The following is a 23,221-nucleotide window of genomic DNA, read 5'->3' on the forward strand; positions in this document are numbered from 1 at the left end:
ACGCGAATCGTCGGCTATCCCGCCCGCCCGGCCGTCAGCGCGTCTGAGCCGCCGACATGCACTCGCTGGCGATGCGACCGCTGGCCGAGCGCGCCTTGTCCGCGTCTTCCTTGCTCATCCCCAGCGTCTCCTGGTTGGGCGCCTTGGTGTCGTACTCGTCGCTGATCATGATCCGCAGTCCGGCCTGCGAGATCCCCTGGTCGACGAACACCTTTGCGGCGCAGTCGGCCAGTTGCTTGTTCTTGAGGCCCTTGTCCTGCAGCGACTTGGCGAGATCGGCCTGCGTCACCGTGGGCGCCGCCGTGTCCTTGTCGCTGCCGCATGCCGCGAGCACCGGCAGCGCGATCAGCGCCGCGGCGATCATGCAGATCCGCACCTGACTCCTCTTCCTCGACTGACCACCGTCGGTGGCGTGGCCACCATAATGCCGTGCGCGGCCGTGCGGTAGTCGTTCCGGCACCACGACAGGGGATAGCTTGCGATCCAACGCGTTACGCGAAGGAGGTTCAGAGGTCCATCGCGGCGCGCAAGGCGGTGTCGAGCCGCTCCAGGGTTTCGGTGTCCACCACGTCCACCCGCTCGGCCAGCCACCCACGGAAGATGCGCCCGATGTTCCCGGCATGCACCCAGCCGTGATCCTGCACCGGGACCGCGAGGATGTCCCGTGGATCGTCCTCGATGACCTCGGCCGCGATCAGCCAAGGCCGGGGCGATTCGTTGATGCCGTCACTGCTGATGAGCACGACCGTTCGGCGACGCGGCGAACCATGCGGGTTGTAGATCCACAGTTCACCCCGACGCACGCATCGCCTCCTCGGCGGCCGCCATCTCGGCGGCGTCGGCGGCGGCTTCGGCGGTCACATCCGACACCGGACCGACGCCGGTGCGCACGGCTTCCCGCCGCGCGGCCTTGGATATCCACGCCGACGGCGACATTCCCGCGCGAGCCGCCGCCTGCTCGGCGTAGGACCAGGCGGCTTCATCCAGCGAAAGGGTGACCTTACGCGTTGCCATACCAATTATCGTACCGGCGCGACCGGGTGCGACGCCAGCCCTGGGCGCACTCGGCGCCGGCCGCCGCGACACCCCGGTGATCCCAACTGAGGACAGGTGACTGCTGTTAGGGTTGGCGCATGACGACGTTGCACCATCACCGCGTCGGAGCGGGTGACCCGCTCGTGCTGGTCCACGGGGTCGGAAGCCGGTGGCAGGTGTGGGAGCCGATCATCGACACCCTGGCGGCGTCGTACGAGGTGTTCGCGGTCGATCTGCCCGGCTTCGGCGGATCCACCCACCCGCTGGCGCACACCACGGTCCCCCACCTCACCGACGCGCTCGCCGAATTCCTCGCCGCCCAAGGGATCGACAAGCCGCACCTGGCGGGCAATTCGATGGGCGGGCTGATCACGCTCGAACTCGGCGCCCGCGGGCTCGCTCGATCCGTCACCGCCTACTCGCCGATCGGATTCTGGGACACCGCCGGGCGGGTCTGGTGCCAGCAGTCGCTGGGCAAGTCACGAGCGCTCGCGCGGGTCCTGCGCCCCGCCCTGCCGTCCGTCCTGGGCACCGCCGCGGGCCGCACCGCGTTCCTCTCGCTGGTCTTCGGCAAGCCGTGGGCGCTGGACCAGAAGGTGGCGCTGGAGACCGCCATCGGCGCGGTGGAATCGGCCGGATTCGAGGAAGCGCTCGCCTCGTTCACCGACGTCCGCCTGCCGGAAATCCGCGCGCTGGCCGACATTCCGGTGACGATCGCCTGGGGCAGCCGCGACATCCTGCTGACCTATGCGACCCAGAGCCGCAAGGCGCGCAGCGCGCTGCCGCGCGCCGAGCACGTCACGCTGCACGGCAGCGGGCACACGCCGTTCTTCGACGATCCGGCGGGCTGCGCCCAAGTCCTCTTGGAGACGATCAACCGCACGCGGTAGGCCGCGTTCCGGATGCGGGCGGATCGAGCAGCGTGTTCGCGGCCGCGGTGCCGAGCAGGACGCGCACGGCGTTGCCCCACCGGTGCCGCAGGAGCTGGTTGCGGCTCGCGTCACCGGTGAGCAGCACCCGCAAGGCGAGGCCGGTCATGATCTCGATGGTGAACTCGGTGATCGTCGGAACCCGCGGATCGTCCGGGAATTCCCGGCGGAAGCTGTCGCGAATGCTGTTGTGCATCAGTTCGAACAGGCGAACCTCCAACGGCAGGAACGCCGCACGCAGTTCCGGGTCGGTGCGCGCGCCGACCCACATCTCCAGCGCCGCCCAGAACGACGGCCCGCTGAGCATCCGCATGGTCAGCTCGACGGCCGTCTCCAGCCGGTCCGCCTGGTCGGGGATCGCCTCGAATTCGCTGGTGAGCTGGTCGAATCGGCGCTGCGCCACATGCTCGACGGCACCGGCCAGCAGATCGGCCCTGGTCGGGAAGTAGTGCTGCAACGTCCCGCGCGGCACGCCTGCCCGCTTCTGCACCTCGAGGGTGGTCGTGCCCGCGTAACCGACCTCGACCAGGCTCTCCACCGCCGCGTCCAGCAGCCGCGCGCGCATGCGCTCCCTGCGCTGCGCCTGCGGCTGCCGGACCGGTCGCGACACGTCCCTCAGCGTCCCTGCCACCGGGGCTCGCGCTTCTGCGCGAACGCCAGCGCACCCTCGGCGGCGTCCTTGGACAGCAGCGCGGGCAAGGCGATCTCCCCCTGCTTCGCGAAAGCCTCCGCGACCGGCCAATCCGGCGACTGGTCGATGATGCGCTTACTCGCGGCCACAGCGAGCGGTGCGGCGGCGGCGATCTCGGCCGCGAGTTCGAGCGCCACCGACAGCGCCCCGCCCGGCTCGGTGACCCGGTTGACCAAGCCGAGCTGGTAGAGCCGCTCGGCGCCGACCCGCCCGCCGGTGAGCGCGAGTTCGGCGGCCATACTGCGCGGCAGCCGCTGGGTCAGCCGCAGCACACCACCGCCCGCCGCCACCAGACCGCGCTTGACCTCGGGGATGCCGAACTGCGCGTCGCGGGCGGCGACGATGAGGTCGCCCGCCAGCGCCAGTTCGAAACCACCGGCCAGCGCGAAGCCCTCGACCGCGGAGATCATCGGCTTCGCCGGGGGCGCGGCCGAGATGCCGAGCGGACCGCGGCGCTGCGTCATCGGCATCTCGCCTTTCGACGCGGCGACGAGATCCATCCCGGCGCTGAAGGTTCCGCCCGCACCGGTGAGCACGAGCACGCGCGCGGCGTCGTCGGCTTCGAACTCGTCGACGGCGGCCTCGATGGCCTGCGCGGCGGCCAGGTTGATCGCGTTGCGCGCCTCGGGACGGTTGACCGTCAAGACGGTGACGGCGTCGCGCCGCTCGACGAGAACGAGGTCGTTCATCGGGCGCTCCTCTCGGTGAGCAGGGTGAAGGAGTCCGCGGCGATCTCGGCGTCCGCGCCGAGCGGATCGCCCGCGGTGAACGCCGCGAGGGTGTCGGCATCCGACGCCCGGACCAGTATGCGGGTCCCCGCCGGTGTCAGTGCGCTCACCACAACGGCTTCCGGCTCGTCGGCACGGTCCGGCCCGGAGCCCTTGCGGTAGGCGACGGTATATGCCTCGACCGTGGCGGGGCCGGTGTACCCGGGCGCCGGCTCGCGCCGCGCCTGCGGCACTTGGGCTTCGATCGCACGGAACAGCCGCGCGGGCGGTCTGGCCGAGTACACGCCGACGCCGTGCTTGGTGCTGTACCAGCCGAGGGCCGTCGCCAGGCCGTAGGCGCCGGGGTCGGCGCGGAGCATGCCGGACAGCGTCGCGATCGAATGGGTCGTGTAGTTGTTGCCCGGCCCGCCCGCGAAGGTGAGACCGCCGGTGACCGACAGCGGCCGTGCCGGGTCGTCGATCGGCAGATCGAGTTCCTCGGCGGCGATCTGCACCGCGACCGGGAAGCAGGAGTAGAGGTCGATGTGGGCGACATCGTCCACCCCGATCCCCGCCGCGCCCAGCGCCGCCGCGCCCGCCGCCGCGATGGCGGGCGAGCGGGACATATCGGCGCGCTCGGAGACGAACCACTCGTCGGTCGCGGTGGCGCCGCCGTGCGGGAACACCCACCGGTCGCGCGGCACGCCCGCGGCGTCGGCGGCCGCCGCGCTGCACAGGATGAGACCGGCGCCCAGATCGACGCTCAGGTTCGCGACCATCAGCTTCGGATACGGCGTCGACACCATGCGATTGGCGGGCGCGGGCGTGACCAGGTCGGCGGCGCTGTGCACGGCGGGCTGCCACGCATAGGGATTGCCCGCCGCGATCCGCGACAGCCGCGCCCACAGTTCGCCGATCCGCTCGCGGTGCGCCGCCTCGCTCGACCCGAGCCTGCGGCGCAACGCGGTCTCCATGAGCGCGTAGAAGTACACCGGACCCCACAAACCCGCGGCGGTCTCCATGTCCGAGTTCGGCCCGCGATCGGAGCCGATGACCTCGTCGGGGGCCGCGTCCTCCGGCTGCTCCGGCCAGTCCACCGCAGCGCCGGCGCGGGCAGCGGCGTTCCCGGAGTACACGGCTTCGGCTCCGGTCAGCAGGGCCACGTCCGAACGTCCGTCGGCGATGGCCTGCGCGACGGTGTTGAGCAGCCGCTGCGGGGCGTCGCCGCCGAAGCGCACCGATTGCACGGTCCGTTTCGGGGTGGCGCCCAACTCGGCGGCGACGAGCGCGCCCAAGTCCCCATAGGGACGGCTGACCGGAGCGACGGCGGCGACCAAGTCGGCCGAGCGCAGCAGACGGTCACCGACACCGCTGTCGTCGCCCGCCCGGCGCAGGGACTCGACGGCGAGTTGGACCGGGCCGGGCAGCCCCGGCTCGTCCGGTCGGTGTACGACCTGCCCGGCGCCGACGAGCACCGGCGTCCTCGGGTCCATTCCGGCTGGCAGCATGCGTCCTCCGCTCCATAACCGTCAGCATTGACGGTAACTTGCGTCCGATTAGAGCAGAGCCCGAGCGCTCCGGCAACAGCGCACCGTCGATAACTGACTCACGAGTAAGATCCGGGCATGGGCACCAACATCGCACTGCGGTTCGACGAGCACCGCGCCTACGTCGCGCTCGACCGGCCGGACAAGCACAACGGCTTGACCGTCGGCATGCTCAGCGGACTGGTTGCCAGCGCGCACAGCATCGCCCGCCATGGCGACGTGCGCGCGGTCATCCTGTCCGGCAACGGACCCAGCTTCAGCAGCGGCCTGGACATCGCGGCAGCGACCAGCGACCCATTGGCTATCGTGCGGAACTTCGTGCCGCGGCCCTGGCGCGGCACCAACGCCTTCCAAGAGGCGTGCTGGGCTTGGCGCCGTCTGCCCGTGCCGGTGATCGCCGCGGTGCACGGACGCTGCTACGGCGGCGGACTCCAGCTCGCCCTCGCCGCGGACTTCCGTTTCGCCACCCCCGATGCCGAGTTCTCCGTCATGGAGGCCAAGCACGGCCTCGTCCCCGACATGACCGGCGCGGCAACGCTGTCCAGGTTGATCGGCATCGACAAAGCCCTCCTGCTCACGATGACCGCGGACACCGTCGACGCGGCCTACGCCGCGTCGATCGGCTTGGTCACCGAAGTGACGGCAGACCCGCTCGCCGAGGCCGAGCGACTCGCCGACCGCATCGCGACGCGGTCGCCGCATGCCGTCGCCGCCGCCAAGCGCCTGTTCGACAAGTCGTGGCAGGCATCCGCCCGGCGAACCTTCGCCGTCGAACGCGCGACCCAATTTCCCCTGATCCTGCGCAAAGCGATCGGCCGCCCGCCAGGTAAATAGCTGAAAATTTGCCAGTATGCTGCAGAAGCCCCACACCGACCGGTTTCGTTGCTAGCATTTGCACGATTCGCCAGCCAGTCGACTAGTGGTGCGCGGCACACTGCGAAGGGTCTGTGTATCGCGTGAGGTCCGTGGTTCGCACCGCTCTCGGGAAGAAACCGGAGGGCTCACAGACAGTGATCAAGACCGCATCCTTCCTACTACCGGCGCTGGCGGGTGTCACGGCCTTGCTCTGCACCGCGACCACCCCCGCCGTCGCCAACCCGAACGCCATCAATCCGATCCCGGTCCTCAACGGCTCCACCGGATTACCGAATCTGCTCGGCCGCACCAAAGCGGTATTCCAGGTGACCGGTATGGCCAGCCCGAACAACACCCAGACCTATAACGTCCTCGGCACCGACCTCGGCATCATGTGGGACAACGGGCGCGGGGAAATGCTCACCGCGTTCGGCGACACCGCGGGCGTCGGCTTCCCGAATCTGCTCGCGGGCAGCATGTGGTCCTGGCGCAGCAATATCCTGCTGCGCAGCCACACCAAGGATCCCGCCGAGGGCATCTATTTCGACAGCGTGGTGCGCGACGTGTTCGGTCAGGCGCGCGACCTCATCCCCAGCCCGAAGATCCCGTTCCTGGAGATCAGCCGGATCCCCACCGCCGGCATCGCGGTCGACGGGGTGCAGTACATGAGCCTGATGTCGGTGAAGACCTGGGACGACGTCGGTCAGTGGAGCACCAACTTCTCCGGTCTCGCCGTTTCCGGAGACAATGGCGAGACCTGGGCCGAACTGCCCGAAACCCGGCGGACGAACGAGGGCGGCAACGCCAACTTCCAGATGAACGCGTTTCTCGCGGACGGCGGATACGTCTACGAATACGGCACCCGGTCCGGACGCGATCACACCGCCCACGTGGCCCGGGTCCGCGCACCGGATATCGCGAATCTCGCCGAATACGAATACTGGGACGGACGCGCTTGGCGCAAGAACGACGTGAATGCCGCCGCGCCGATCATGTGGGGCGTCGGCGAACTGTCGGTGATGTACAACGCGTATCTCGGGCAATACATTTCGCTCACCACCGACCGATTCAATTCCGTGGTGATGCGGCGCGCGTCGTCCCCGGTCGGGCCGTGGAGCGATCCGGAAGTCCTGATCGACACCAGGGAATTACCCACCGCCTACGCGCCCTCGATCTTCCCGTACCAGACCGGGCGCGATCTGTACTTCCTCACGACGGTGCACAGCCAGTACAACGTCTTGCTGATGCGCACGACGTTGTAGCCCGGGACCGGCGATCCGACGCGGCGCTTGACCTCAACAAAGGTTCATGTATGAGGCTGGCCCGCGTTGGATCGTTCACGTTTCCGGGAGGCAGCATGCTCAGCACGACCACCGACGTCCGCGCCTGGCTGCGCGACAACGCCGTCGCGATCGACAGTTCCGATCCGGACGCCGCCGGCTCGGATCTCGACGCCTTGATCACGCGCCTGGGCGCCGCCACGGTGGTGGGGCTGGGCGAGTCGACGCGCTTTTCCCGGCAGACCTACGGTGTGCGGGAACGGATCTTCCGCGGGCTGGTCGAACGGCACGGTTTCCGCGCTCTGGCGATTCAGGACAACGCGCGTTCCGGTGAACGCTGGGATCGGTTCGTCACCGCGGGCGAAAGTGATCCGGAGACGGTGCTCGCCGGGTCCTGGCGGCCGTGGCGCACCGAGGAATCGGTGGCCACGTTGCACTGGATCCGCGCGTACAACCTGGCACATCCGCAAGACCCGGTGCGGATCTTCGGCGTCGAACCACCCCGAGCCGAGCCGAGCGACTACGACGCCGTGCTGGACTATGTACGGCACACTGCGCCCGACCGGTCCGCCGTGATCGAGGCGCACCTCGCGCCGATCCGCACCGCGCACCACATCGACGAGCACGTCCAGCGCCACCAGGGCATCCATCCGGGCCGCCCGTTCGCCGAGCACGCCGAAGACGCCCTCGCCCTGCTCACGCAATTGCCGGACACGAAGGAGCGCGCCACAGCGCTCGCCCACGCCCGGCTGATCCTCGACTTCCACCGGCGCAGCGTCGCGAGCCAGGGGTTCGCCAGGGACGAACGGCCTTCCGCCGAGACCGTGCTGGAATGGCAGCGCAGGACCGGCGCGAAGATCGCCTACTGGGACGGGCTGGCGCACACCACCAACCTTCCGATCGGCTTCGGCACCGCCGAATTCCGCGGTGCGGGAAGCCATTTGCGCGCTGAACTGGGTGACGGATACCTGTCCGCCGGTATCGGCTTCCATCACGGCGATCTCGGCGCGGCCGTGGCGCCCGACCCGCGGCCGGACCTTGTCGACGCAGCGCTGGGCGAGGTCGACCTGCCCGCGTACTACCTGGACCTGCACGCCGCGGCGCCGGAGCCGGTACGCGACTGGCTGACCGGCCCCGCGAAGTTGCGCACCATCAGCGGCGTCTACGACCCGGCCGCCGACGCCGAGGCGCACATCCGGGTCTCCTCCCTCGCCGACGCGTTCGACGTGCTCATCCACGTGCGCTCGACCACGCCGGTGCACTGGCTGTCGCAGGTATCGGCCTAACTCGAGCAACCCCCGGGGGCGCGGGCCACGCGATCAATAGACTCGAAACATGGATGCGGCCGACTGGGACGAGCGCTACGCGCAAACGGAATTGGTCTGGGGCGCACCGCCGAACAACACCGTGGTCGAGCACGTCTACGGGTTGGAACGCCGTGCGCCGCTGCGGGCCGCCACCCCCGAGGGCGACGAGCCGGAGTTTCCCCGCGCGCTCGACCTGGCCTGCGGCGAGGGGCGCAACACCCTCTGGCTGGCCACACACGGTTGGCAGGTGCACGCCGTCGACTATTCCCAGGTGGGCATCGACAAAGGCCGCACCGTGGCCTCGCGGCTGTCCCGCTCGGTCCGCAACCGCATCACCTGGCAGTGCGCCGACGTCACCCACCTCGACGAAGCGGGCATCACCGGACCGTTCGAGTTGGTCCTGATGGTGTTCCTGCACCTGCCCGCCGAGCAGCGCCGCGCGTTGGTCCGCACGGCGGCGGAGTTGCTCGCGCCGGAAGGCACCCTGCTGGTGCTCGGTCACGACACCACCAACATCACCGACGGCTGCGGCGGGCCGCAGGACCCGGCCATCCTGTTCACGCCCGACGACATCGCCGCCGACCTCGGTCCGCTGGCCGCGGCCAGCCGGATCCGCGTGCGCATCGCCGACCGCGTCTACCGTCCGACGGAAACCGGCGACGCCATCGACGCCCTGGTCATCGCCACCCGGCCCGCCGAATAGCGGCGCGACTCAGGACCAGCGCTCCAGCCACGGAGTCACCGTCTCGGCGATCAGATCGAAGCCGGCGCGGAAGGCATGCGGCTGGCCGGGGACGACCCGAACCTCGGCGGCATCGGCGGGATCGGGAATGCCGAACGGGTCGTTGGCCCCGTTGACCACCACCACTTCGATGTCGCCGGGAGCGAGCAGTTCGTCCCGGCGCGAATTCTCCGGCTTGCCCGGCGGATGCAGCGGGAACGACAGCGCGATGACGCCGCGAGCCCGCGCCGCCACCGCCGTCCTACAGGCGACCCGCGCCCCGTTGCTGCGCCCGCCCTGGATCAGCGGAACGCGTTTGCGTCCGCGCAACCGAGCGACCACCTCGAGCCAGGCCTCGTCCTGCTTGACCGCCGAACCCGGCGCACGCCGCCCGGCGACCCGATACGGCTGCACCACCCGCGCGACCGCACCGCCCAACCGCAGCGCCGCGTCACGCACCACGAGCAGGTCCTTCGCGTCCACCCCGCCACCAGCGCCATGCGTGAGCAGCAGCAGGAACGCGGGCCTGCGCGGCTGTTCGAGCACAATCTCAGCCGGTCCCGCACTCGTCTCGATCCGCATTGTGTACATCTTGCTGTGTTTGTTTTGCAGCGCCTGCGGCGCTGCCAATCAGACACTGTAAAACGCGTCACATTGCCTGCTCAGCTCTTTGCGCAGTCATTACCGGCCGGTAATATGGGGATAAGTTACCCGCGAGTAGCATGCGGAAAACCGGCACGACTACCCGGTGGAGCGAACAACGGGCGGGAACGGCAACCAACCGACCGCACCAACTCAACGGAGAGTGAGTACTGACAATGGGTCACTACAAGAGCAATGTCCGCGACCTGGAGTTCAACCTCTTCGAGGTTCTCGGCCTCGGGTCGCTCCTGGACAGCGGCGCCTACGGCGATCTCGACACGGACACCGTGAAGGAGATGCTCAACGAGGTGCGTCGCCTGGCCGAAGGTCCGCTCGGCGAGTCGTTCGCCGACGCTGACCGCAACCCGCCGGTCTTCGATCCCGAGACCCACACGGTCACTCTGCCCGAGTCCTTCAAGAAGAGCTACCGCACCCTGCAGGACGGCGGCTGGGACAAGCTGGGCATCGAAGAGGAGCTGGGCGGCCTGCCGATCCCGCGCGCGGCCTACTGGGCCATCGCCGAGCTGATCCTGGGCGCGCAGCCGGCCGCGTTCATGTACGCCGCGGGCCCCGGCTTCGCGAACATCTTCTACAACAACGCCACCGAAGAGCAGAAGGGCTGGGCGAAGATCGCCGCCGAGCAGGGCTGGGGCGCCACCATGGTGCTCACCGAGCCCGACGCCGGTTCCGATGTCGGCGCCGGACGCACCAAGGCGATCAAGCAGGAAGACGGCACCTGGCACATCGAAGGCGTCAAGCGGTTCATCACCTCCGCCGACTCCGACGACCTGTTCCCGAACATCATGCATCTGGTGCTGGCCCGCCCCGAGGGCGCGGGCCCGGGCACCAAGGGCCTGTCGCTGTTCTTCGTGCCGAAGTTCCACTTCGACCACGAGACCGGCGAGCTGGGCGAGCGCAACGGCGTCTTCGTCACCAACGTCGAGCACAAGATGGGCCTGAAGGTCTCGGCCACCTGTGAGGTCACCTTCGGCGGCCACGGCATCCCGGCCAAGGGCTGGCTGGTGGGCGAGGTGCACAACGGCATCGCGCAGATGTTCGACGTCATCGAGCACGCTCGCATGATGGTGGGCACCAAGGCCATCGCCACCCTGTCGACCGGTTACCTGAACGCGCGGGACTACGCCAAGGAGCGGGTCCAGGGCGCCGACCTGACCAAGATGACCGACAAGGCCGCCCCTCGCGTCACCATCACCCACCACCCGGACGTCCGTCGTTCGCTGGCCACCCAGAAGGCGTACGCGGAGGGCCTGCGCGCGGTGTACCTGTACACCGCCGCCCACCAGAACGAGGATGTGGCGCAGCTGGTTTCCGGCGCCGACGCCGACTTGGCCGCGCGGGTCAACGACCTGCTGCTGCCGATCGTCAAGGGCGTCGGCTCCGAGCGGGCCTACCAATACCTCACCGAGTCGCTGCAGACCCTCGGTGGTTCCGGCTTCCTGCAGGACTACCCGATCGAGCAGTACATCCGCGACGCGAAGATCGATTCCCTCTACGAGGGCACCACCGCCATCCAGGCGCAGGACTTCTTCTTCCGCAAGATCGCCCGCGACCGCGGCGTGGCGCTGGCCCACGTGGCCGGTCAGGTGCAGAAGTTCATCGACGCCGAGGCGGGCAACGGCCGCCTGAAGGCCGAGCGCAAGCTGCTGGCCACCGCGCTGGAGGACGTGCAGGCCATGGCCGCCACGCTCACCGGCCACCTGATGGGCGCCCAGGAGCAGCCGAGCGAGCTGTACAAGGTCGGCCTCGGTTCGGTGCGCTTCCTGCTCTCCGTGGGTGACCTGCTGATCGGCTGGCAGCTGCTGCGCCAGGCCGAGATCGCCATCGCGGCGCTGGACAACGGCGCGACCGGCGCCGACGAGGCGTTCTACAACGGCAAGATCGCGGTCGCGCAGTTCTTCGCCCGCAACATCCTGCCGGAGCTGACCGCCACCCGCGCGGTGCTGTCCAACCTGGACAACGACATCATGGAGCTGGACGAAGCCGCGTTCTGACGCCCGCACAAGCGAATACACAGCGGCCCGGAGAATTTCTCCGGGCCGCTGTCGTCTAGTTTGTCGATTCGTGACGTTCGATCACCGCTCGACGCCCATCCTCTCCGGTAGATTGCGTGCTCCCGGGGGGCAGCAGGAACCTCCCGCTTCACACAGTTCGACACCCGAAATGTCGGCAGGGGTGCCCGAGGTGACGCGCAACGCAACTGGCATCGGCGCTTATCTGCGCGAACGACGCCTCGCCGCGGGGCTGACGGCCGCCCATCTCGCCCAGCGCGCCGATCTCACCGAGGCGATCCTGGAGCAGGTCGAGAGCGGTGCGGTGGCGCCGAATCACACCCTGCTGCAACAGTTGTTCGACGCGCTCGAGGTGCCGATCTGGTACCGCAGGCACATCGTCGTGCTGACCACGCCGAGCTTCCGCGACGCCGCCTACGGACCGGGTCCGTCCACGCCGACCCCGGACGACCTCGCCGATCTGCACAGCTTGCCCGACCCGGCCTGCTTCCAGCGGATGCCGACCCAGGATCTGGTGGAGGCGAATTCCGCCTACGAACGCGTCTTTCCCGGGGCGGTCGCCCGGGCGAACGTGCTGGAGTGGATGTTCCTCGACGCGGCGGCCCGGCGGGTGATGGTGGACTGGGCCGTCGAGGCGCATCTGCTCGTCGACGCCTTCCGCATCCTGTCCCCGCTGGCTCCGCGCGAGCGCGTCGAACAGATCGCCGAACGCTGCCGCCGCTCCCCCGATTGGGACCGCATGTGGACCACCGAAGTGCGCGCGGCGGACATTCCGCGCGGCAGGCTGCAGGTGCGCGACCTCGCCACCCGCCGGGTCCGTTCGATGAGCATGCGCGTCTACAGTCCGGAACTCCCGGAACGCCCGTGGTGGCTCTACCGGCTGGTGACGGTTCCCGGAACGCGGGCAGCGCGCGCATCGATGTAGGCGACAGCGCGGCGGGAAGCGGGCAGAATGATCCAGCAGACTGCGTCCCAGGAGAAGGGAATTGCCGGATGACCCGATCGCTGTCCGCCCTCGCCCGAACCAGTGCGCTCGCCGCGGTCCTCGCGCTGGCCGCGGCCGCGCCCGCGGGCGCCGATCCGAACAACGTCATCCCGATTCCGGCGCTCAACGGCATCCACGGCCTGCCCGAGCTGCCCGGACCGACCAAAGCGGTCTTCCAGGTGACCGGCATGGACAGCCCGAATCGCACGCAGAGCGTCAACGTGCTCGGCACCGATCTCGGCATCATGTGGGACGACGGCAACGGCCGGATGATCACCGCCTTCGGCGACAGCGCGGGCATCGGCATCCCGAACCTGCTCGCCGGCAGCATCTGGGCCTGGACCAGCAACGTGCTGTTCCGCAGCTCCTCGCACGACCCGGCCGAGGGCATCATCTTCGACGACGTGGTGCCGAACCCGTTGCCGAGCCCCAAGATCCCCGGCATCGAGATCAGCTTGATCCCGACGGCGGGCATCTCGGTGGGCGGCGTGCAGTACATGAGCATGATGTCGGTCCGCGAGTGGGGCGACCACGGCAAGTGGCACACCAACTTCTCCACTCTGGCCTCCTCCGGTGACGGCGGCACCACCTGGTCGCAGCTCACTCACACTCGTCGCGCGAACATCGACGGCCACGAGAACTTCCAGCAGAACGCCTTCCTGAAGGCGGGCGGCTACGTCTACCGCTACGGCACGCCCGCGGGCCGGAACAATGCCGGGTTCGTCTCCCGCGCGAAGGAATCCGATATCGCGAATATCGACGCCTACGAGTACTGGGACGGCAAGGAGTGGAAGCCCACCGACGCGAAGACCGCGGCCCCGATCGTCGGCGGCGTCGCCGAGCTGTCGGTCATGTGGAACGACTACCTCGGCCAGTACGTCATGCTGACCACCGACCCGGCCAACAGCGTCGTCCTGCGCACCGCGGCCGCTCCCGAAGGACCGTGGAGCGAACCGCGCGTACTCATCGAAGCCCGCTCCCTCCCCACCGCCTACGCGCCGATGATCTACCCCTACCAAACCGGCCGGGATCTCTACTTCCTGGTCACCCAGCACACCCAATACAACGTGCTGCTGATGAAGACGCCGTTGTGAGCCCGCTCGACAGGTGAGACCCGTCGGGTCCGGTCACGCCGGAAAGCGAGGTCGTTCCCTCACTCGCACTTCACGATCGGGATCGGGTCGTACTTCACCGTGCGGGTCTTGCGGGAGACTTCGCGGCCCGTCTTGCGGTCGGTGATGACGCGGGTATCGGAGATGGTGAAGCCGGGGGCGCCTTCGGAGGCGATGCAGTCCTTGCCCTTGGGCAGGGTGATGGTGTTGGGTTCGGTCGGTTTGGTCTTCTCGCCGGTGATGGATTCGACGTCGACGGTCTTGGTGCCCCACAGGCGGACGGTGATCTCGGAGTCGGTCGCGAACGTCTCGATGTAGATGCCGGTTCGGCTGTCGTTGCGGAACTTCAGATCGATCGCGCCGTCGAAGACGGTGGCTTCCCGAGCGGCGGGGTAGCGGGAGATGTAGTAGCTGTGCTCGGTGTGCCCCGCGTCCTCCAGACCGGCGAAATACGCCGCGTTGTAGAGCGTGGTGGCGAACTGGCTGATACCGCCGCCGACAGCGGTGCTGGGACGGCCGTGGTCGATGATGCCGGACTCGACATAGCCCTCGGCGGTGCCGCGCGGGCCGGTGAACTCGTTGAGCGAGAACGTCTCTCCCGGCTTCACGATCGCGCCGTTGACCTTCCTGGCCACGGTGCGGATGTTGACGCCGGACGGACCGCTGAACCCGCCGGTGGTGAACGATCCGACGGTCTCGATCACACCGAGACCCTGCGCGGCCTCGGTGGTCAGTTTCGGCTCGATCCGCTCGTAGACCACCTGCGCGGTGCGCTCGCCCGGGGCGACCAGCAGCGCGGTGAACTGTTCGAAGGTCTTCGGCCAGTTGATCTTGTCGCCGACCACGGCGGGGACGACCGACGGCTTGCCCCCGGACACCGCGAACGTCGCGTCCTTCGGCTCGACTTCCGTGGTGGCCAGTTGCGGCGCGAGCAGACCGATCGCGGCGTCCTGGTTCACCGCCACGGCCAAGCCGCCCTGCCCGTCCGGCGCGAAGGTGAGCACGGAGGCGATCTGCTCGGGATCGAGCCTGGCCGCCGCGCCCTTGCCCGCGAAGGAGATCGGCGCCCGCACGGCGGGCTCGGCGATCTCACGCAGAGCTTTGTCGACGGCCTCCGGACGCACCTGCAGCGGCGCGGGAACCACGGGAAGATCCACTGTCGTGCCGGTGATCCACCGGTCGGCCAGCTCCGTGCGCGCGGCGGCGGCGTCGAGCACCCGGCCCGGAACGGGCGCGACCGCCACGGGTCTGGCCTTGTCGAAGGTGACCGTGCCGTCGACCGAAGCTCGGTCGTGCACCCGCAGCTCGGTCAGTTGACGATCCAGCGCCTGCCCATCGATCGCGCTGACGATCGCCACGTCGCGCGTGACGAAGAAGGAGGCGAGGCGGGTGAACGGGTTGAGCGGCTGGGAGCCGATCCGCGACCAGGTGCCGTCCCAGTCCACCGACAACCCGGCGGCGCTGGGCACGATGCGGGTCTGCACGTCGCCGATGCGCAGCGGCAGCTCCCGGTTCGCCCTCGGATCGAGCTCGGCGCGCAGGCGGGCGTCGGCGGCCGAGGTGTCCATGCCGCCCACGTCGACGCCCGCGACGACGGTGCCGCGCGGCACCTCACCCGAGGAAAGCGTCAAGTCCGCCAGGTATCCGAGACCCACGACCGCCAGCGCCGCGCCGACTCCGACGGCCGCCCGGCGCACGACGGCGCTGTCCGAGCGCTTCGGCGGCGGGGTGGAGATCGGGCGACGCGCGGGCGCACGGCGGGGTGCGGGCGGCACCGGCCTGCGGCGAGTAGTTTGCAAGGGCTGAGTGGGCTGAGCGTCACCGCTCCATGCGACCGACCGGTCCGATTCCTGGGGTCGCTCCGCCCCGAGGAGCTGGCGCCATCCGACTTCGCCCTCGGATTGTGGGCCGCGTCCTCCGGTGCTCGGCTGGCTCGTCACGAACCCGTCCTCCACGTTCGATTGAGTTGTGGACCCGCACGACGCGAGTCCCCACCAACGATAGTGGTCCTTACCGACAGCGGTCGGCACAGCTCGGGCGTAGAGCAAATCCCGCGCAAAGAACCGGGTACACCACACAAAGAGGCCCGCGCAGTTGCCGGGTCGGGGGTCTGGCAACTGCGCGGAGCCGACCTGTTTATCGGACTGCCGCCAGGGGCGTTACACCCGCACGGCCGACCGTGACCGATCCCACGCGGGAGAATCGAGACGGACCACCCCGCCGCAAGACTTCGCATACACGAGGGAGATGGATGGCATGCAGCTGGGAATGATCGGCCTGGGCCGGATGGGCGCCAACATCGTGCGCCGCATCGTCAGGGACGGGCACACCGCCGTCGGATACGAACGTCGCTCCTCCCACATCGACGAACTGCGCGAAGAGCTCGGGGACGGCTTCCGGGGCAGCACCGACCTCACCGAATTCGTGGGCATGCTGGAGACGCCGCGCGTGGTGTGGGTGATGATCCCGGCCGGCGCGACCGGGGCGGTGATCGAGCAGGTCGCCGAACTGCTCGAGCCCGGCGACATCGTGATCGACGGCGGCAACAGCCGCTACCACGAGGACCTCGCGCGCGCCGAGCGGCTGAAGCCCAGCGGCATCCACTACGTGGACATCGGCACCTCGGGCGGGGTGTTCGGCCTGACGCGCGGCTTCTGCCTGATGATCGGCGGCGAGACCGAGCCGGTGAAGTACCTGGACCCGCTGCTGAAGTCGATCGCGCCGGGACTGGGGGCGGCGGAGCGGACACCGGGACGCACCGGCGAACCGTCCACCGCCGAACTGGGCTATCTGCACTGCGGGCCGGCGGGCGCGGGCCACTTCGTGAAGATGGTGCACAACGGCATCGAATACGGGGCGATGGCCGCCTACGCCGAAGGGCTGAACATCCTGCACCGGGCGAACTACGGAGCCGAGCACGCGGGCGAGTTCTCCGCCGAGGAGACGCCGCTGGAGCACCCCGAGCACTACCGGTACGACCTCGACCTGCCCGAGATCACCGAGGTGTGGCGACGGGGTTCGGTGGTCGCCTCATGGCTGCTCGACCTCACCGCGGCGGCGCTGCACGCCGACCCGAACCTGGACTCCTACAGCGGCCGGGTGTCCGACTCCGGCGAGGGCCGCTGGACGATCGATGCCGCCATCGACACCGGTGTGCCCGTACCCGTGCTGGCGTCCGCCCTTTTCGCGCGGTTCTCCTCCCGCGGCGATTCCCTATACGCGGACAAACTGCTCTCGGCGATGCGCAAAGCGTTCGGCGGGCACCTGGAGTTGCCCGAGAAATAGGCGAAGGTGGTCGACCGAAACCTTCGATCGGACCACCTTCGCCGGTGAGATCACTTCCGTCGTCAGCGCTCCAGGATGGCCACGACGCCCTGCCCGCCCGCCGCGCAGATGGAGATGAGGGCGCGCCCGGAGCCCTTCTCGGCCAACAGCTTCGCCGTGGAGGCGACGATGCGCCCGCCGGTGGCGGCGAAGGGGTGGCCCGCGGCCAGCGACGAACCGTTGACGTTGAGCTTGCCGCGATCGATCGAGCCGAGCGCGCCGTCGAGGCCCAGGCGCTCCTTGCAGTAGGCGTCGGACTCCCACGCGGCCAGGGTGGCCAGCACCACCGAGGCGAAGGCCTCGTGGATCTCGTAGTAGTCGAAGTCCTGCAGGGTCAGGCCGTTGCGCGCGAGCAGGCGCGGCACCGCGTAGGTGGGCGCCATCAGCAGACCGTCGGGGCCGTGGATGTAGTCGACCGCGGCGACCTCGCTGTCGACCAGGTGGGCCAGCACCGGCAGGTTGCGTTCGGCGGCCCACTCCTCGCTGGACAGCAGCACCGTCGAAGCCCCGTCGGTGAGCGGGGTGGAGTTGCCCGCGGTCATGGTCGCGTCGCCCGCCTCGACCCCGAAGACCGGCTTCAGGGTGGCCAGCTTCTCGACGGAGGAGTTCGGCCGCAGATTGTCGTCGCGAGTGAGACCCAGGAACGGGGTGATCAGGTCGTCGAAGAAACCGCGATCGTAGGCGGCCGCCATGTTCTTGTGCGACAAGTAGGCCAGCTCGTCCTGCGCCTCCCGCGCGACGGCGAATTCCTTGGCGGTGATGGCGGCGTGCTCACCCATGGACAGGCCGGTGCGGGGCTCGGCATTGCGCGGGATCTCGATGCCGAGCATGCTCGGGCGCAACTGGCCGACCAGCTTGAGCCGGTCCTTGTTGGTCTTTGCGCGGTTGGCGTCGAGCATCCACTCCCGCATGCCCTCGCTCACGCCGATCGGCGCGTCCGACGTGGTGTCGGTGCCGCCGCCGACGCCCGCTTCGATGCGGCCGGCGGCGATCGCGTCACCGACGGTGACGATCGCCTGGAGGCCGGTGCCGCAGGCCAGCTGCAGATCGTGGGCCGGGGTGTACGGGCTGAGCTTGCTGCCGAGCACGCTCTCCCGGATCAGGCCGTGCTCGCCGACCCGCTTGAGCACGGCGCCGCCGACGACCATGCCGAGCCGCTCGCCCTGCAGGCCGAAACGGCTGACCAGCCCGTCCAGCGCGGCGGTGAACATGTCCTGGTTCGAGGCGTGCGCGTACGCCTTGTCCGAGCGAGCGAACGGAATCCGGTTGCCGCCCACGATCGCGACCGGGCGGGTGGTCTTACCGGTCTTGGCGGCGCTCTTGGCCGAACGGGCTTTGCTGGTCACTCGAGTCTCCAAGGTCTCGTAGGTGGATGCCCCGGCGGCCCGGCCGGCGCGGAGATTCCACGCTGATCGGCGCCCCGTCGCGGTTGTTTACATTAAACTTACTCTGGAGTAAGTTTAATGTCGACACGTACCCCGCAAATGTGCGCTAGCAAACCACGCCGGGGCGACCCCAGACCCGAGAGACTGAACTCAGAAAAGGTAGGAATAGTGGCAGCCAGCAAGAGCAAGGGTGCTCCCAACCTCTATGGATCGTTCGTACACTCCGCACCTGGCGCGTTCCTGGCCAGCAAGCTCGGCCTTCCGAAGCCGGAGACACTGCGCCGCTACGTCAAGGGCGAGCCCGCGCTGCCGGGCCCGGTGCTGATCGGCGGCAAGGGCCGGGTCGCCGAGCCGGTGCGCGCCCTGCTGTCGGACTACACCTTCGCCGATGCGCTCAGCCCCGACACCAAGTACGGCGCCCTGGTGTTCGACGCCACCGGCATCGGCACCGTCGAGGATCTCTCGCAGCTGTTCGAGTTCTTCCAGCCCGCCATGCGCAGCCTCGCGGCGTCCGGGCGCATCGTGGTCGTCGGTACCACCCCGGAGCTGGCTTCCGGCGTGGACGAGCAGATCGCGCAGCGCGCCCTGGAGGGCTTCACCCGCTCGGTGGCCAAGGAACTGCTGCGCGGCTCCACCGCCCAGCTGGTCTACCTGCACCCGGAGGCGGCGGCCACGGCCACCGGCCTGGAGTCGACCCTGCGCTTCCTGCTCTCGGCCAAGTCGGCGTTCGTCGACGGTCAGGTCATCCGGGTCGGCAAGGACGACGCGAGCGCACCCGCCGACTGGGATCGCCCGCTGGAAGGCAAGGTCGCGGTGGTGACCGGCGCGGCGCGCGGCATCGGCGCCACCATCGCCGAGGTGTTCGCCCGCGACGGCGCCCAGGTGATCGTGGCCGACATCCCGGCCGCGGGCGAGGCGCTGTCGCAGACCGCGAACAAGGTGGGCGGCACCGCGCTCGCGCTCGACGTGACCGCCCCCGACGCCGCGGAGAAGCTGGCGGAGTTCGCCACCGAGCGTTTCGGCGGCATCGACATCATCGTGCACAACGCGGGCATCACCCGCGACAAACTGCTGGCGAACATGGACGAGGGCCGCTGGAACGCGGTCATCAACGTCAATCTCGCTGCGCCGCATCGGATCACCGAGGGCTTGGTGGCCAGGGGCGCGCTGAAGGAGGGCGGTCGGGTGATCGACGTGTCCTCGATCGCGGGCATCGCGGGCAACCGCGGCCAGACCAACTACGGCGCGTCCAAGGCGGGCGTCATCGGCATGGTGAACGCCGAGGCGCCGAAGCTGGCGGAGAAGAACATCACCATCAACGCCGTCGCGCCCGGCTTCATCGAGACCGCGATGACCGCCGCGATCCCGCTGGCCACCCGGGAAGCGGGCCGGCTGATGAGCTCGCTGCTGCAGGGCGGCCAGACCGTCGACGTCGCCGAGACCATCGCCTACTTCGCGAGCCCGGCGTCGAACGCGGTGACCGGCAACGTGGTGCGGGTCTGCGGACAGAGCCTGATCGGAGCATGATGACGCAGGCTCCAGCCAGCCGGGACAAGACCCAGGTGATCGCCCTCACCGAACCACCGAAGAACAGCCGTCTGTTCGTCAAGGCCGCGCTCGGCGCGGTGCCGCTGCTGTCGGCGCGCAAGCCGACACTGCCGGACCGGGCCGTTCAGCTCGACGGCCTGCGGGTGGATCCGGATCACCTGGCCGCCTACTGCCGGGCCACGGGTCTGCGGTTCGGCGACGCGCTGCCGCTGACCTATCCGTTCATCCTCACCTTCCCGCTGGCCATGCAGCTGGTGGTGGCGCGGGACTTCCCGTTCGTCGCGGTGGGTGCGGTGCACGCGCAGAACGTCATCGAGCGCACCCGGGACATCTCGGTGAGCGAGCCGCTGGACATTCGCACGCACATCGAGAATCTGCGCGAGCACCCGAAGGGCCTGCTCGTGGACGCGATCAGCGACGTCAAGGTGGGCCGGGAGCTGGTGTGGCACCAGGTCACCACGTTCCTGCACCAGCAGCGCACCTCGCTGTCGGGCGGGCCGAAACAGGAGCCGAAGCCGGACGAGGTTCCGCCGCCGCCGCTGCGCACACTGCGGGTGGATCAGAAGACGATCACCCGTTACGCCGCCGCCTCCGGCGACCACAACCCGATCCACACTTCGGCGTTGGGCGCGAAGGCGTTCGGCTTCCCGCGGTCGATCGCCCATGGCATGTGGTCGGCGGCGACCGTTCTCGGCGCCGTCGAGGGGCGCATTCCGGAGCAGACCACCTACTCGGTCAAGTTCGGCAAGCCGATTCTGTTGCCCTCCACCGTCAACCTGTATGCCGACCAGGCCGAAGGCGGTTGGGATCTGGCGCTGCGTCACCCGAAGAAGGGGTATCCGCATCTGACGGCGACCCTGCGCTGAGCGATCCGCCGAGCCGCATTCCGATTCCCGCGAATCGGGATGCGGCTCGGTGCGTTCCGGACCCCGGGTGGATCAGCAGTCGCAACCGCAATTGCAGCAACCGCAGTCGCCGCAATTGCAGCAGCCGCAATCGCACTCGCCGCAATCGCTGCAGTCGCAATTCTTGATCCAGGCGTCCTTGCGTTCGCCGGTGCACGGTTGCGTGTGGTCGGCGCAGCAGGCGTACCCGGTGCAGTAGCCGCCCAGGATGAGCGCGAGGGATTCGCCGATGCCGGGGCGACGGGTCGGCGGACGGTGCCCGGTTCCGTGCCGGTGGGCGCGGATCTCGGCGCGCTCGGCGCTCTCGGGCGACACCGAGCAGGTGTGGGCGGCGAGGGTCCCGAGTCCGCTGCCGAGCCGCCGCAGCACTGCGGTGAGCGGGTCGAGCAGCATCCAGCGGACGGTGGGCACGCGGCTCAGCTCGGCTTCCGCGACGGCCGCGCGCAGGCGCGAATTCGATTGCCGCAGCAGCTCGTATGCCTCGGGCACGGTGGTGCCGGTGGCCGCCAGTGGGTTGAAGCGGTTGTTGGCGACGTCGTCGTCGTAGTCGGCGACGGCGTCGGCCAGATGCGCGATCCGGCCGAATTGCCATCCGGCCGCGCGCAACGCATCGATATTGTCCGGGCGCTCGGCCAGGACGGCGGTGTGCGCGAAGAAGGCCGACGCGCACAGTTGAGTGGGGGCGGTCAACCGGTCCAGCGGGTCGCCCGAAGGCGCCATCGCGGAACGCCAATCCGGCGATCCGGCAAGCGGTTCCGGCACGAACCCGGCCGGCCGCGCCGCCGCGCCCACCGCGACCAGCTCCTTCGTCTCCTGCTCCAGGCGCACCTGCGCGTCCAATGCCGCGACCAGCGGGTCGACGTCGAGACCGATCCGCGCCGCACCCGCGCGGGCCTCCCGGCCCCAGCGCGCCGCGGCTTTCGCCAACGGCTTGCGCGCGAGCCCGGCCACCTCGCCGTCGTCCACGTGGTCGCGAATCTTGGCCGCCGCCAACAGCAGTGAGGCGGTGGTGGCGAGCTGAACGCCGGGCGAGTCGGCGGTGACCACCGACGCGCGGCGCATGCCGCGCAGTGGGCACGGCGCCGCGGTGGCGCGTGCGGCCGAACCGGATTGCGCCTCGGTGAGCATGCTCAGCACCAGCGCGTCCTTGTTGGTGGTGGCGCGAGCGAGCTGACCGTGCCCGTCCCGCAGCCCGAGACACAAGCCACACAGATGCGCCCGCCACTCGGCCGCATCGATTCCGTACTTCTGAGCGCCGTGCGCACACGGCCTGAGCAACCCGAACACTTCCGCCCCGTTTCTCCCCGGCTCCATCGAATGAGCCGGTCCGCGCTGTGCGAACTCACGCACTGTGGCAAAAGGGCGGCGCGGAAGCAACCGGTGCGGGCAAAAGGCGGGTTACTCGGTTTTCTTCCGGCCCGCGAGACCGCGCCAGGCCAGGTCGTCGAGCAGGTCGACCGCCTCGGCGACCTCGATCCGGCCACTGGCCAGCCGGTCGGCGATGGCCTCCCCCGCGCCGATCACCGCGACCGCGACGACGTCGAAGTTCGTGCCCGGCTCGGCGTGCTTGGCGCTGGACTCCAGCAGTTTGGCGGTCAGCTCGATGACGCGTTCGCGCGCGTTCTCGATCTCCGAGGCGAACGCCTGCTGGCCGATGGCCTGACGGTAGAGCACCTGCCAGGAGCGCCGGTTGCGGTCGACGAAGCCGAGGAAGCCCTCGAGCGCGGTACGCACCTGCTCGTGCGGCGTGAGCAAGGGATTTCCGGCGGGTGCGACGGATTCGATGAAGCGCAATCCCTCCCGCTGGATGCAGGCGCGGAACAGTTCGTCTTTGGAGCCGTAGTACAGGTAGAGCATCGGCTTCGAGATCTTCGCCTCGGCGGCGATCGCGTCCATCGACGTGTCGTGGAAGCCTTTACGCGAGAAGACCTCCACGGCGGCGTCGAGCATCTGCTGCTCGCGTACCGCCCGCGGAAGCCGCTTCGTACCGCCCGCCATCCACACTCCTACCACAGATGAATCTCATATATTACTCCAAGGTAAGTTCCGGCGGTCCGATTTGCTCACCAGTCGCCCGACCCGGCTGTGCGCCGCTGCTCAGCAGCGCGGCAACGCACCCTTGAACGCGGCCACGCGCACTACCGAGGCGTCCACCTGCGCCATCGGCAGTCGCCCGCTCGACACCGCCTGCTCCAGCCGGTCGAGCACCTGCGGCACC

22 protein-coding genes are annotated in these 23,221 nt (G+C 69.2%); 11 read left to right on the forward strand and 11 right to left on the reverse strand.

Annotation, left to right across the window (positions count from 1 at the left end):
- Positions 1 to 34: 34 nt before the first annotated feature.
- The 3 genes from ON27_RS27760 to ON27_RS27770 all read right to left on the reverse strand — a co-directional run bounded on the left by ON27_RS27760 (position 35) and on the right by ON27_RS27770 (position 1,014).
- Positions 35 to 364, reverse strand: a complete 330-nt coding sequence (locus tag ON27_RS27760) for a hypothetical protein (RefSeq protein WP_217440791.1) — start codon at positions 362 to 364, stop codon at positions 35 to 37.
- Positions 365 to 506: 142 nt separating this feature from the next.
- Positions 507 to 803 carry a hypothetical protein gene (locus ON27_RS27765; protein ID WP_043734103.1) on the reverse strand — a complete coding sequence of 99 codons (297 nt, stop codon included), beginning with the start codon at positions 801 to 803 and terminating at the stop codon, positions 507 to 509.
- Positions 790 to 1,014 carry a hypothetical protein gene (locus tag ON27_RS27770; RefSeq protein WP_043734104.1) on the reverse strand — a complete coding sequence of 75 codons (225 nt, stop codon included), beginning with the start codon at positions 1,012 to 1,014 and terminating at the stop codon, positions 790 to 792. The genes ON27_RS27765 and ON27_RS27770 overlap by 14 nt, the downstream gene beginning before the upstream one ends.
- Before the next feature lie 119 nt (positions 1,015 to 1,133).
- Here ON27_RS27770 and ON27_RS27775 point away from each other — a divergent pair, with 119 nt between their 5' ends.
- Positions 1,134 to 1,925 carry an alpha/beta fold hydrolase gene (locus ON27_RS27775; RefSeq protein WP_043734105.1) on the forward strand — a complete coding sequence of 264 codons (792 nt, stop codon included), beginning with the start codon at positions 1,134 to 1,136 and terminating at the stop codon, positions 1,923 to 1,925.
- Here ON27_RS27775 and ON27_RS27780 read toward each other — a convergent pair.
- The 3 genes from ON27_RS27780 to ON27_RS27790 are packed head-to-tail and all read right to left on the reverse strand — an operon-like array spanning position 1,909 to position 4,870.
- Entirely contained in the window at positions 1,909 to 2,574 is a 666-nt protein-coding gene (locus tag ON27_RS27780; RefSeq protein ID WP_043734131.1) for a TetR/AcrR family transcriptional regulator, read from the reverse strand. The genes ON27_RS27775 and ON27_RS27780 overlap by 17 nt on opposite strands.
- 5 nt (positions 2,575 to 2,579) lie before the next feature.
- Positions 2,580 to 3,344: a crotonase/enoyl-CoA hydratase family protein gene (locus ON27_RS27785; protein WP_043734106.1), complete on the reverse strand. Its 765-nt coding sequence runs from the start codon at positions 3,342 to 3,344 to the stop codon at positions 2,580 to 2,582.
- The gene (locus ON27_RS27790) at positions 3,341 to 4,870 is read right to left on the reverse strand and encodes an acetyl-CoA acetyltransferase (RefSeq protein ID WP_043734108.1); all 1,530 of its coding nucleotides are present in this window, start codon (positions 4,868 to 4,870) and stop codon (positions 3,341 to 3,343) included. Before ON27_RS27790 ends, ON27_RS27785 begins: the two co-directional genes overlap by 4 nt.
- Positions 4,871 to 4,987: 117 nt before the next feature.
- On the opposite strand from ON27_RS27790, the gene ON27_RS27795 reads away from it, so the two are divergent.
- The 4 genes from ON27_RS27795 to ON27_RS27810 all read left to right on the forward strand — a co-directional run bounded on the left by ON27_RS27795 (position 4,988) and on the right by ON27_RS27810 (position 9,054).
- The gene (locus tag ON27_RS27795) at positions 4,988 to 5,743 is read left to right on the forward strand and encodes a crotonase/enoyl-CoA hydratase family protein (RefSeq protein ID WP_043734109.1); all 756 of its coding nucleotides are present in this window, start codon (positions 4,988 to 4,990) and stop codon (positions 5,741 to 5,743) included.
- Positions 5,744 to 5,919: 176 nt separating this feature from the next.
- Positions 5,920 to 7,026: a glycoside hydrolase family 183 protein gene (locus ON27_RS27800; protein ID WP_043734132.1), complete on the forward strand. Its 1,107-nt coding sequence runs from the start codon at positions 5,920 to 5,922 to the stop codon at positions 7,024 to 7,026.
- A gap of 95 nt (positions 7,027 to 7,121) precedes the next feature.
- Entirely contained in the window at positions 7,122 to 8,330 is a 1,209-nt protein-coding gene (locus ON27_RS27805) for an erythromycin esterase family protein (RefSeq protein WP_043734110.1), read from the forward strand.
- A 49-nt stretch (positions 8,331 to 8,379) separates the two neighbouring features.
- Positions 8,380 to 9,054, forward strand: a complete 675-nt coding sequence (locus ON27_RS27810) for a class I SAM-dependent methyltransferase (protein WP_043734112.1) — start codon at positions 8,380 to 8,382, stop codon at positions 9,052 to 9,054.
- A 9-nt stretch (positions 9,055 to 9,063) separates the two neighbouring features.
- Here the strand turns inward: ON27_RS27810 and ON27_RS27815 are convergent, their stop codons facing one another.
- Positions 9,064 to 9,654, reverse strand: coding sequence for an alpha/beta hydrolase family protein (locus ON27_RS27815; protein ID WP_043734113.1), 591 nt, complete (start codon positions 9,652 to 9,654; stop codon positions 9,064 to 9,066).
- A gap of 236 nt (positions 9,655 to 9,890) precedes the next feature.
- Here ON27_RS27815 and ON27_RS27820 point away from each other — a divergent pair, with 236 nt between their 5' ends.
- The 3 genes from ON27_RS27820 (at position 9,891) to ON27_RS27830 (ending at position 13,823) form a co-directional block, all read left to right on the forward strand.
- Positions 9,891 to 11,726, forward strand: coding sequence for an acyl-CoA dehydrogenase (locus ON27_RS27820; RefSeq protein ID WP_043734115.1), 1,836 nt, complete (start codon positions 9,891 to 9,893; stop codon positions 11,724 to 11,726).
- Between the two features lie 190 nt (positions 11,727 to 11,916).
- Positions 11,917 to 12,669: a helix-turn-helix domain-containing protein gene (locus ON27_RS27825; RefSeq protein WP_245560224.1), complete on the forward strand. Its 753-nt coding sequence runs from the start codon at positions 11,917 to 11,919 to the stop codon at positions 12,667 to 12,669.
- 68 nt (positions 12,670 to 12,737) lie between these two features.
- Positions 12,738 to 13,823 carry a glycoside hydrolase family 183 protein gene (locus ON27_RS27830; protein ID WP_043734117.1) on the forward strand — a complete coding sequence of 362 codons (1,086 nt, stop codon included), beginning with the start codon at positions 12,738 to 12,740 and terminating at the stop codon, positions 13,821 to 13,823.
- Positions 13,824 to 13,882: 59 nt separating this feature from the next.
- Here the strand turns inward: ON27_RS27830 and ON27_RS27835 are convergent, their stop codons facing one another.
- Complete coding sequence (locus ON27_RS27835) at positions 13,883 to 15,781, reverse strand: VanW family protein (RefSeq protein WP_043734135.1); 1,899 nt, start codon at positions 15,779 to 15,781, stop codon at positions 13,883 to 13,885.
- Between the two features lie 316 nt (positions 15,782 to 16,097).
- On the opposite strand from ON27_RS27835, the gene gnd reads away from it, so the two are divergent.
- Positions 16,098 to 17,126 (forward strand): phosphogluconate dehydrogenase (NAD(+)-dependent, decarboxylating), encoded by a 1,029-nt coding sequence (gene gnd / locus ON27_RS27840; RefSeq protein WP_043734137.1) that lies wholly within the window; start codon positions 16,098 to 16,100, stop codon positions 17,124 to 17,126.
- 62 nt (positions 17,127 to 17,188) lie between these two features.
- On the opposite strand, the gene ON27_RS27845 is transcribed toward gnd, so the two are convergent.
- Positions 17,189 to 18,511: an acetyl-CoA C-acetyltransferase gene (locus tag ON27_RS27845; protein ID WP_043734119.1), complete on the reverse strand. Its 1,323-nt coding sequence runs from the start codon at positions 18,509 to 18,511 to the stop codon at positions 17,189 to 17,191.
- A gap of 207 nt (positions 18,512 to 18,718) precedes the next feature.
- Between ON27_RS27845 and ON27_RS27850 the strand changes: the two genes are divergently transcribed.
- Together ON27_RS27850 and ON27_RS27855 are read left to right on the forward strand one after the other, a co-directional pair.
- Positions 18,719 to 20,077, forward strand: coding sequence for a 3-oxoacyl-ACP reductase (locus ON27_RS27850; protein ID WP_043734120.1), 1,359 nt, complete (start codon positions 18,719 to 18,721; stop codon positions 20,075 to 20,077).
- Positions 20,077 to 20,964: a MaoC family dehydratase gene (locus ON27_RS27855; RefSeq protein ID WP_051047050.1), complete on the forward strand. Its 888-nt coding sequence runs from the start codon at positions 20,077 to 20,079 to the stop codon at positions 20,962 to 20,964. The genes ON27_RS27850 and ON27_RS27855 overlap by 1 nt, the downstream gene beginning before the upstream one ends.
- A gap of 72 nt (positions 20,965 to 21,036) precedes the next feature.
- Here the strand turns inward: ON27_RS27855 and ON27_RS27860 are convergent, their stop codons facing one another.
- Positions 21,037 to 22,317, reverse strand: coding sequence for a DUF5685 family protein (locus ON27_RS27860; RefSeq protein ID WP_245560226.1), 1,281 nt, complete (start codon positions 22,315 to 22,317; stop codon positions 21,037 to 21,039).
- 84 nt (positions 22,318 to 22,401) lie between these two features.
- Positions 22,402 to 23,001 (reverse strand): TetR/AcrR family transcriptional regulator, encoded by a 600-nt coding sequence (locus tag ON27_RS27865; protein ID WP_040870930.1) that lies wholly within the window; start codon positions 22,999 to 23,001, stop codon positions 22,402 to 22,404.
- Positions 23,002 to 23,221 lie beyond the last annotated feature (220 nt).

It is taken from the genome of Nocardia asiatica NBRC 100129 (assembly GCF_000308415.1).
Lineage (GTDB): Bacteria > Actinomycetota > Actinomycetes > Mycobacteriales > Mycobacteriaceae > Nocardia > Nocardia asiatica.

Bases quoted from the DNA above. Each gene is read 5' to 3' on its own strand.
- ON27_RS27830 (WP_043734117.1), top strand. From the start codon at position 12,738: ATGACCCGATCGCTGTCCGCCCTCGCCCGAACCAGTGCGCTCGCCGCG.
- ON27_RS27810 (WP_043734112.1), top strand. From the start codon at position 8,380: ATGGATGCGGCCGACTGGGACGAGCGCTACGCGCAAACGGAATTGGTC.
- ON27_RS27760 (WP_217440791.1), bottom strand. From the start codon at position 364: ATGATCGCCGCGGCGCTGATCGCGCTGCCGGTGCTCGCGGCATGCGGC.
- ON27_RS27860 (WP_245560226.1), bottom strand. From the start codon at position 22,317: ATGGAGCCGGGGAGAAACGGGGCGGAAGTGTTCGGGTTGCTCAGGCCG.
- ON27_RS27820 (WP_043734115.1), top strand. From the start codon at position 9,891: ATGGGTCACTACAAGAGCAATGTCCGCGACCTGGAGTTCAACCTCTTC.
- ON27_RS27805 (WP_043734110.1), top strand. From the start codon at position 7,122: ATGCTCAGCACGACCACCGACGTCCGCGCCTGGCTGCGCGACAACGCC.
- ON27_RS27775 (WP_043734105.1), top strand. From the start codon at position 1,134: ATGACGACGTTGCACCATCACCGCGTCGGAGCGGGTGACCCGCTCGTG.
- ON27_RS27795 (WP_043734109.1), top strand. From the start codon at position 4,988: ATGGGCACCAACATCGCACTGCGGTTCGACGAGCACCGCGCCTACGTC.
- ON27_RS27790 (WP_043734108.1), bottom strand. From the start codon at position 4,870: ATGCTGCCAGCCGGAATGGACCCGAGGACGCCGGTGCTCGTCGGCGCC.
- ON27_RS27785 (WP_043734106.1), bottom strand. From the start codon at position 3,344: ATGAACGACCTCGTTCTCGTCGAGCGGCGCGACGCCGTCACCGTCTTG.
- gnd (WP_043734137.1), top strand. From the start codon at position 16,098: ATGCAGCTGGGAATGATCGGCCTGGGCCGGATGGGCGCCAACATCGTG.
- ON27_RS27855 (WP_051047050.1), top strand. From the start codon at position 20,077: ATGACGCAGGCTCCAGCCAGCCGGGACAAGACCCAGGTGATCGCCCTC.
- ON27_RS27865 (WP_040870930.1), bottom strand. From the start codon at position 23,001: ATGGCGGGCGGTACGAAGCGGCTTCCGCGGGCGGTACGCGAGCAGCAG.
- ON27_RS27815 (WP_043734113.1), bottom strand. From the start codon at position 9,654: ATGCGGATCGAGACGAGTGCGGGACCGGCTGAGATTGTGCTCGAACAG.
- ON27_RS27770 (WP_043734104.1), bottom strand. From the start codon at position 1,014: ATGGCAACGCGTAAGGTCACCCTTTCGCTGGATGAAGCCGCCTGGTCC.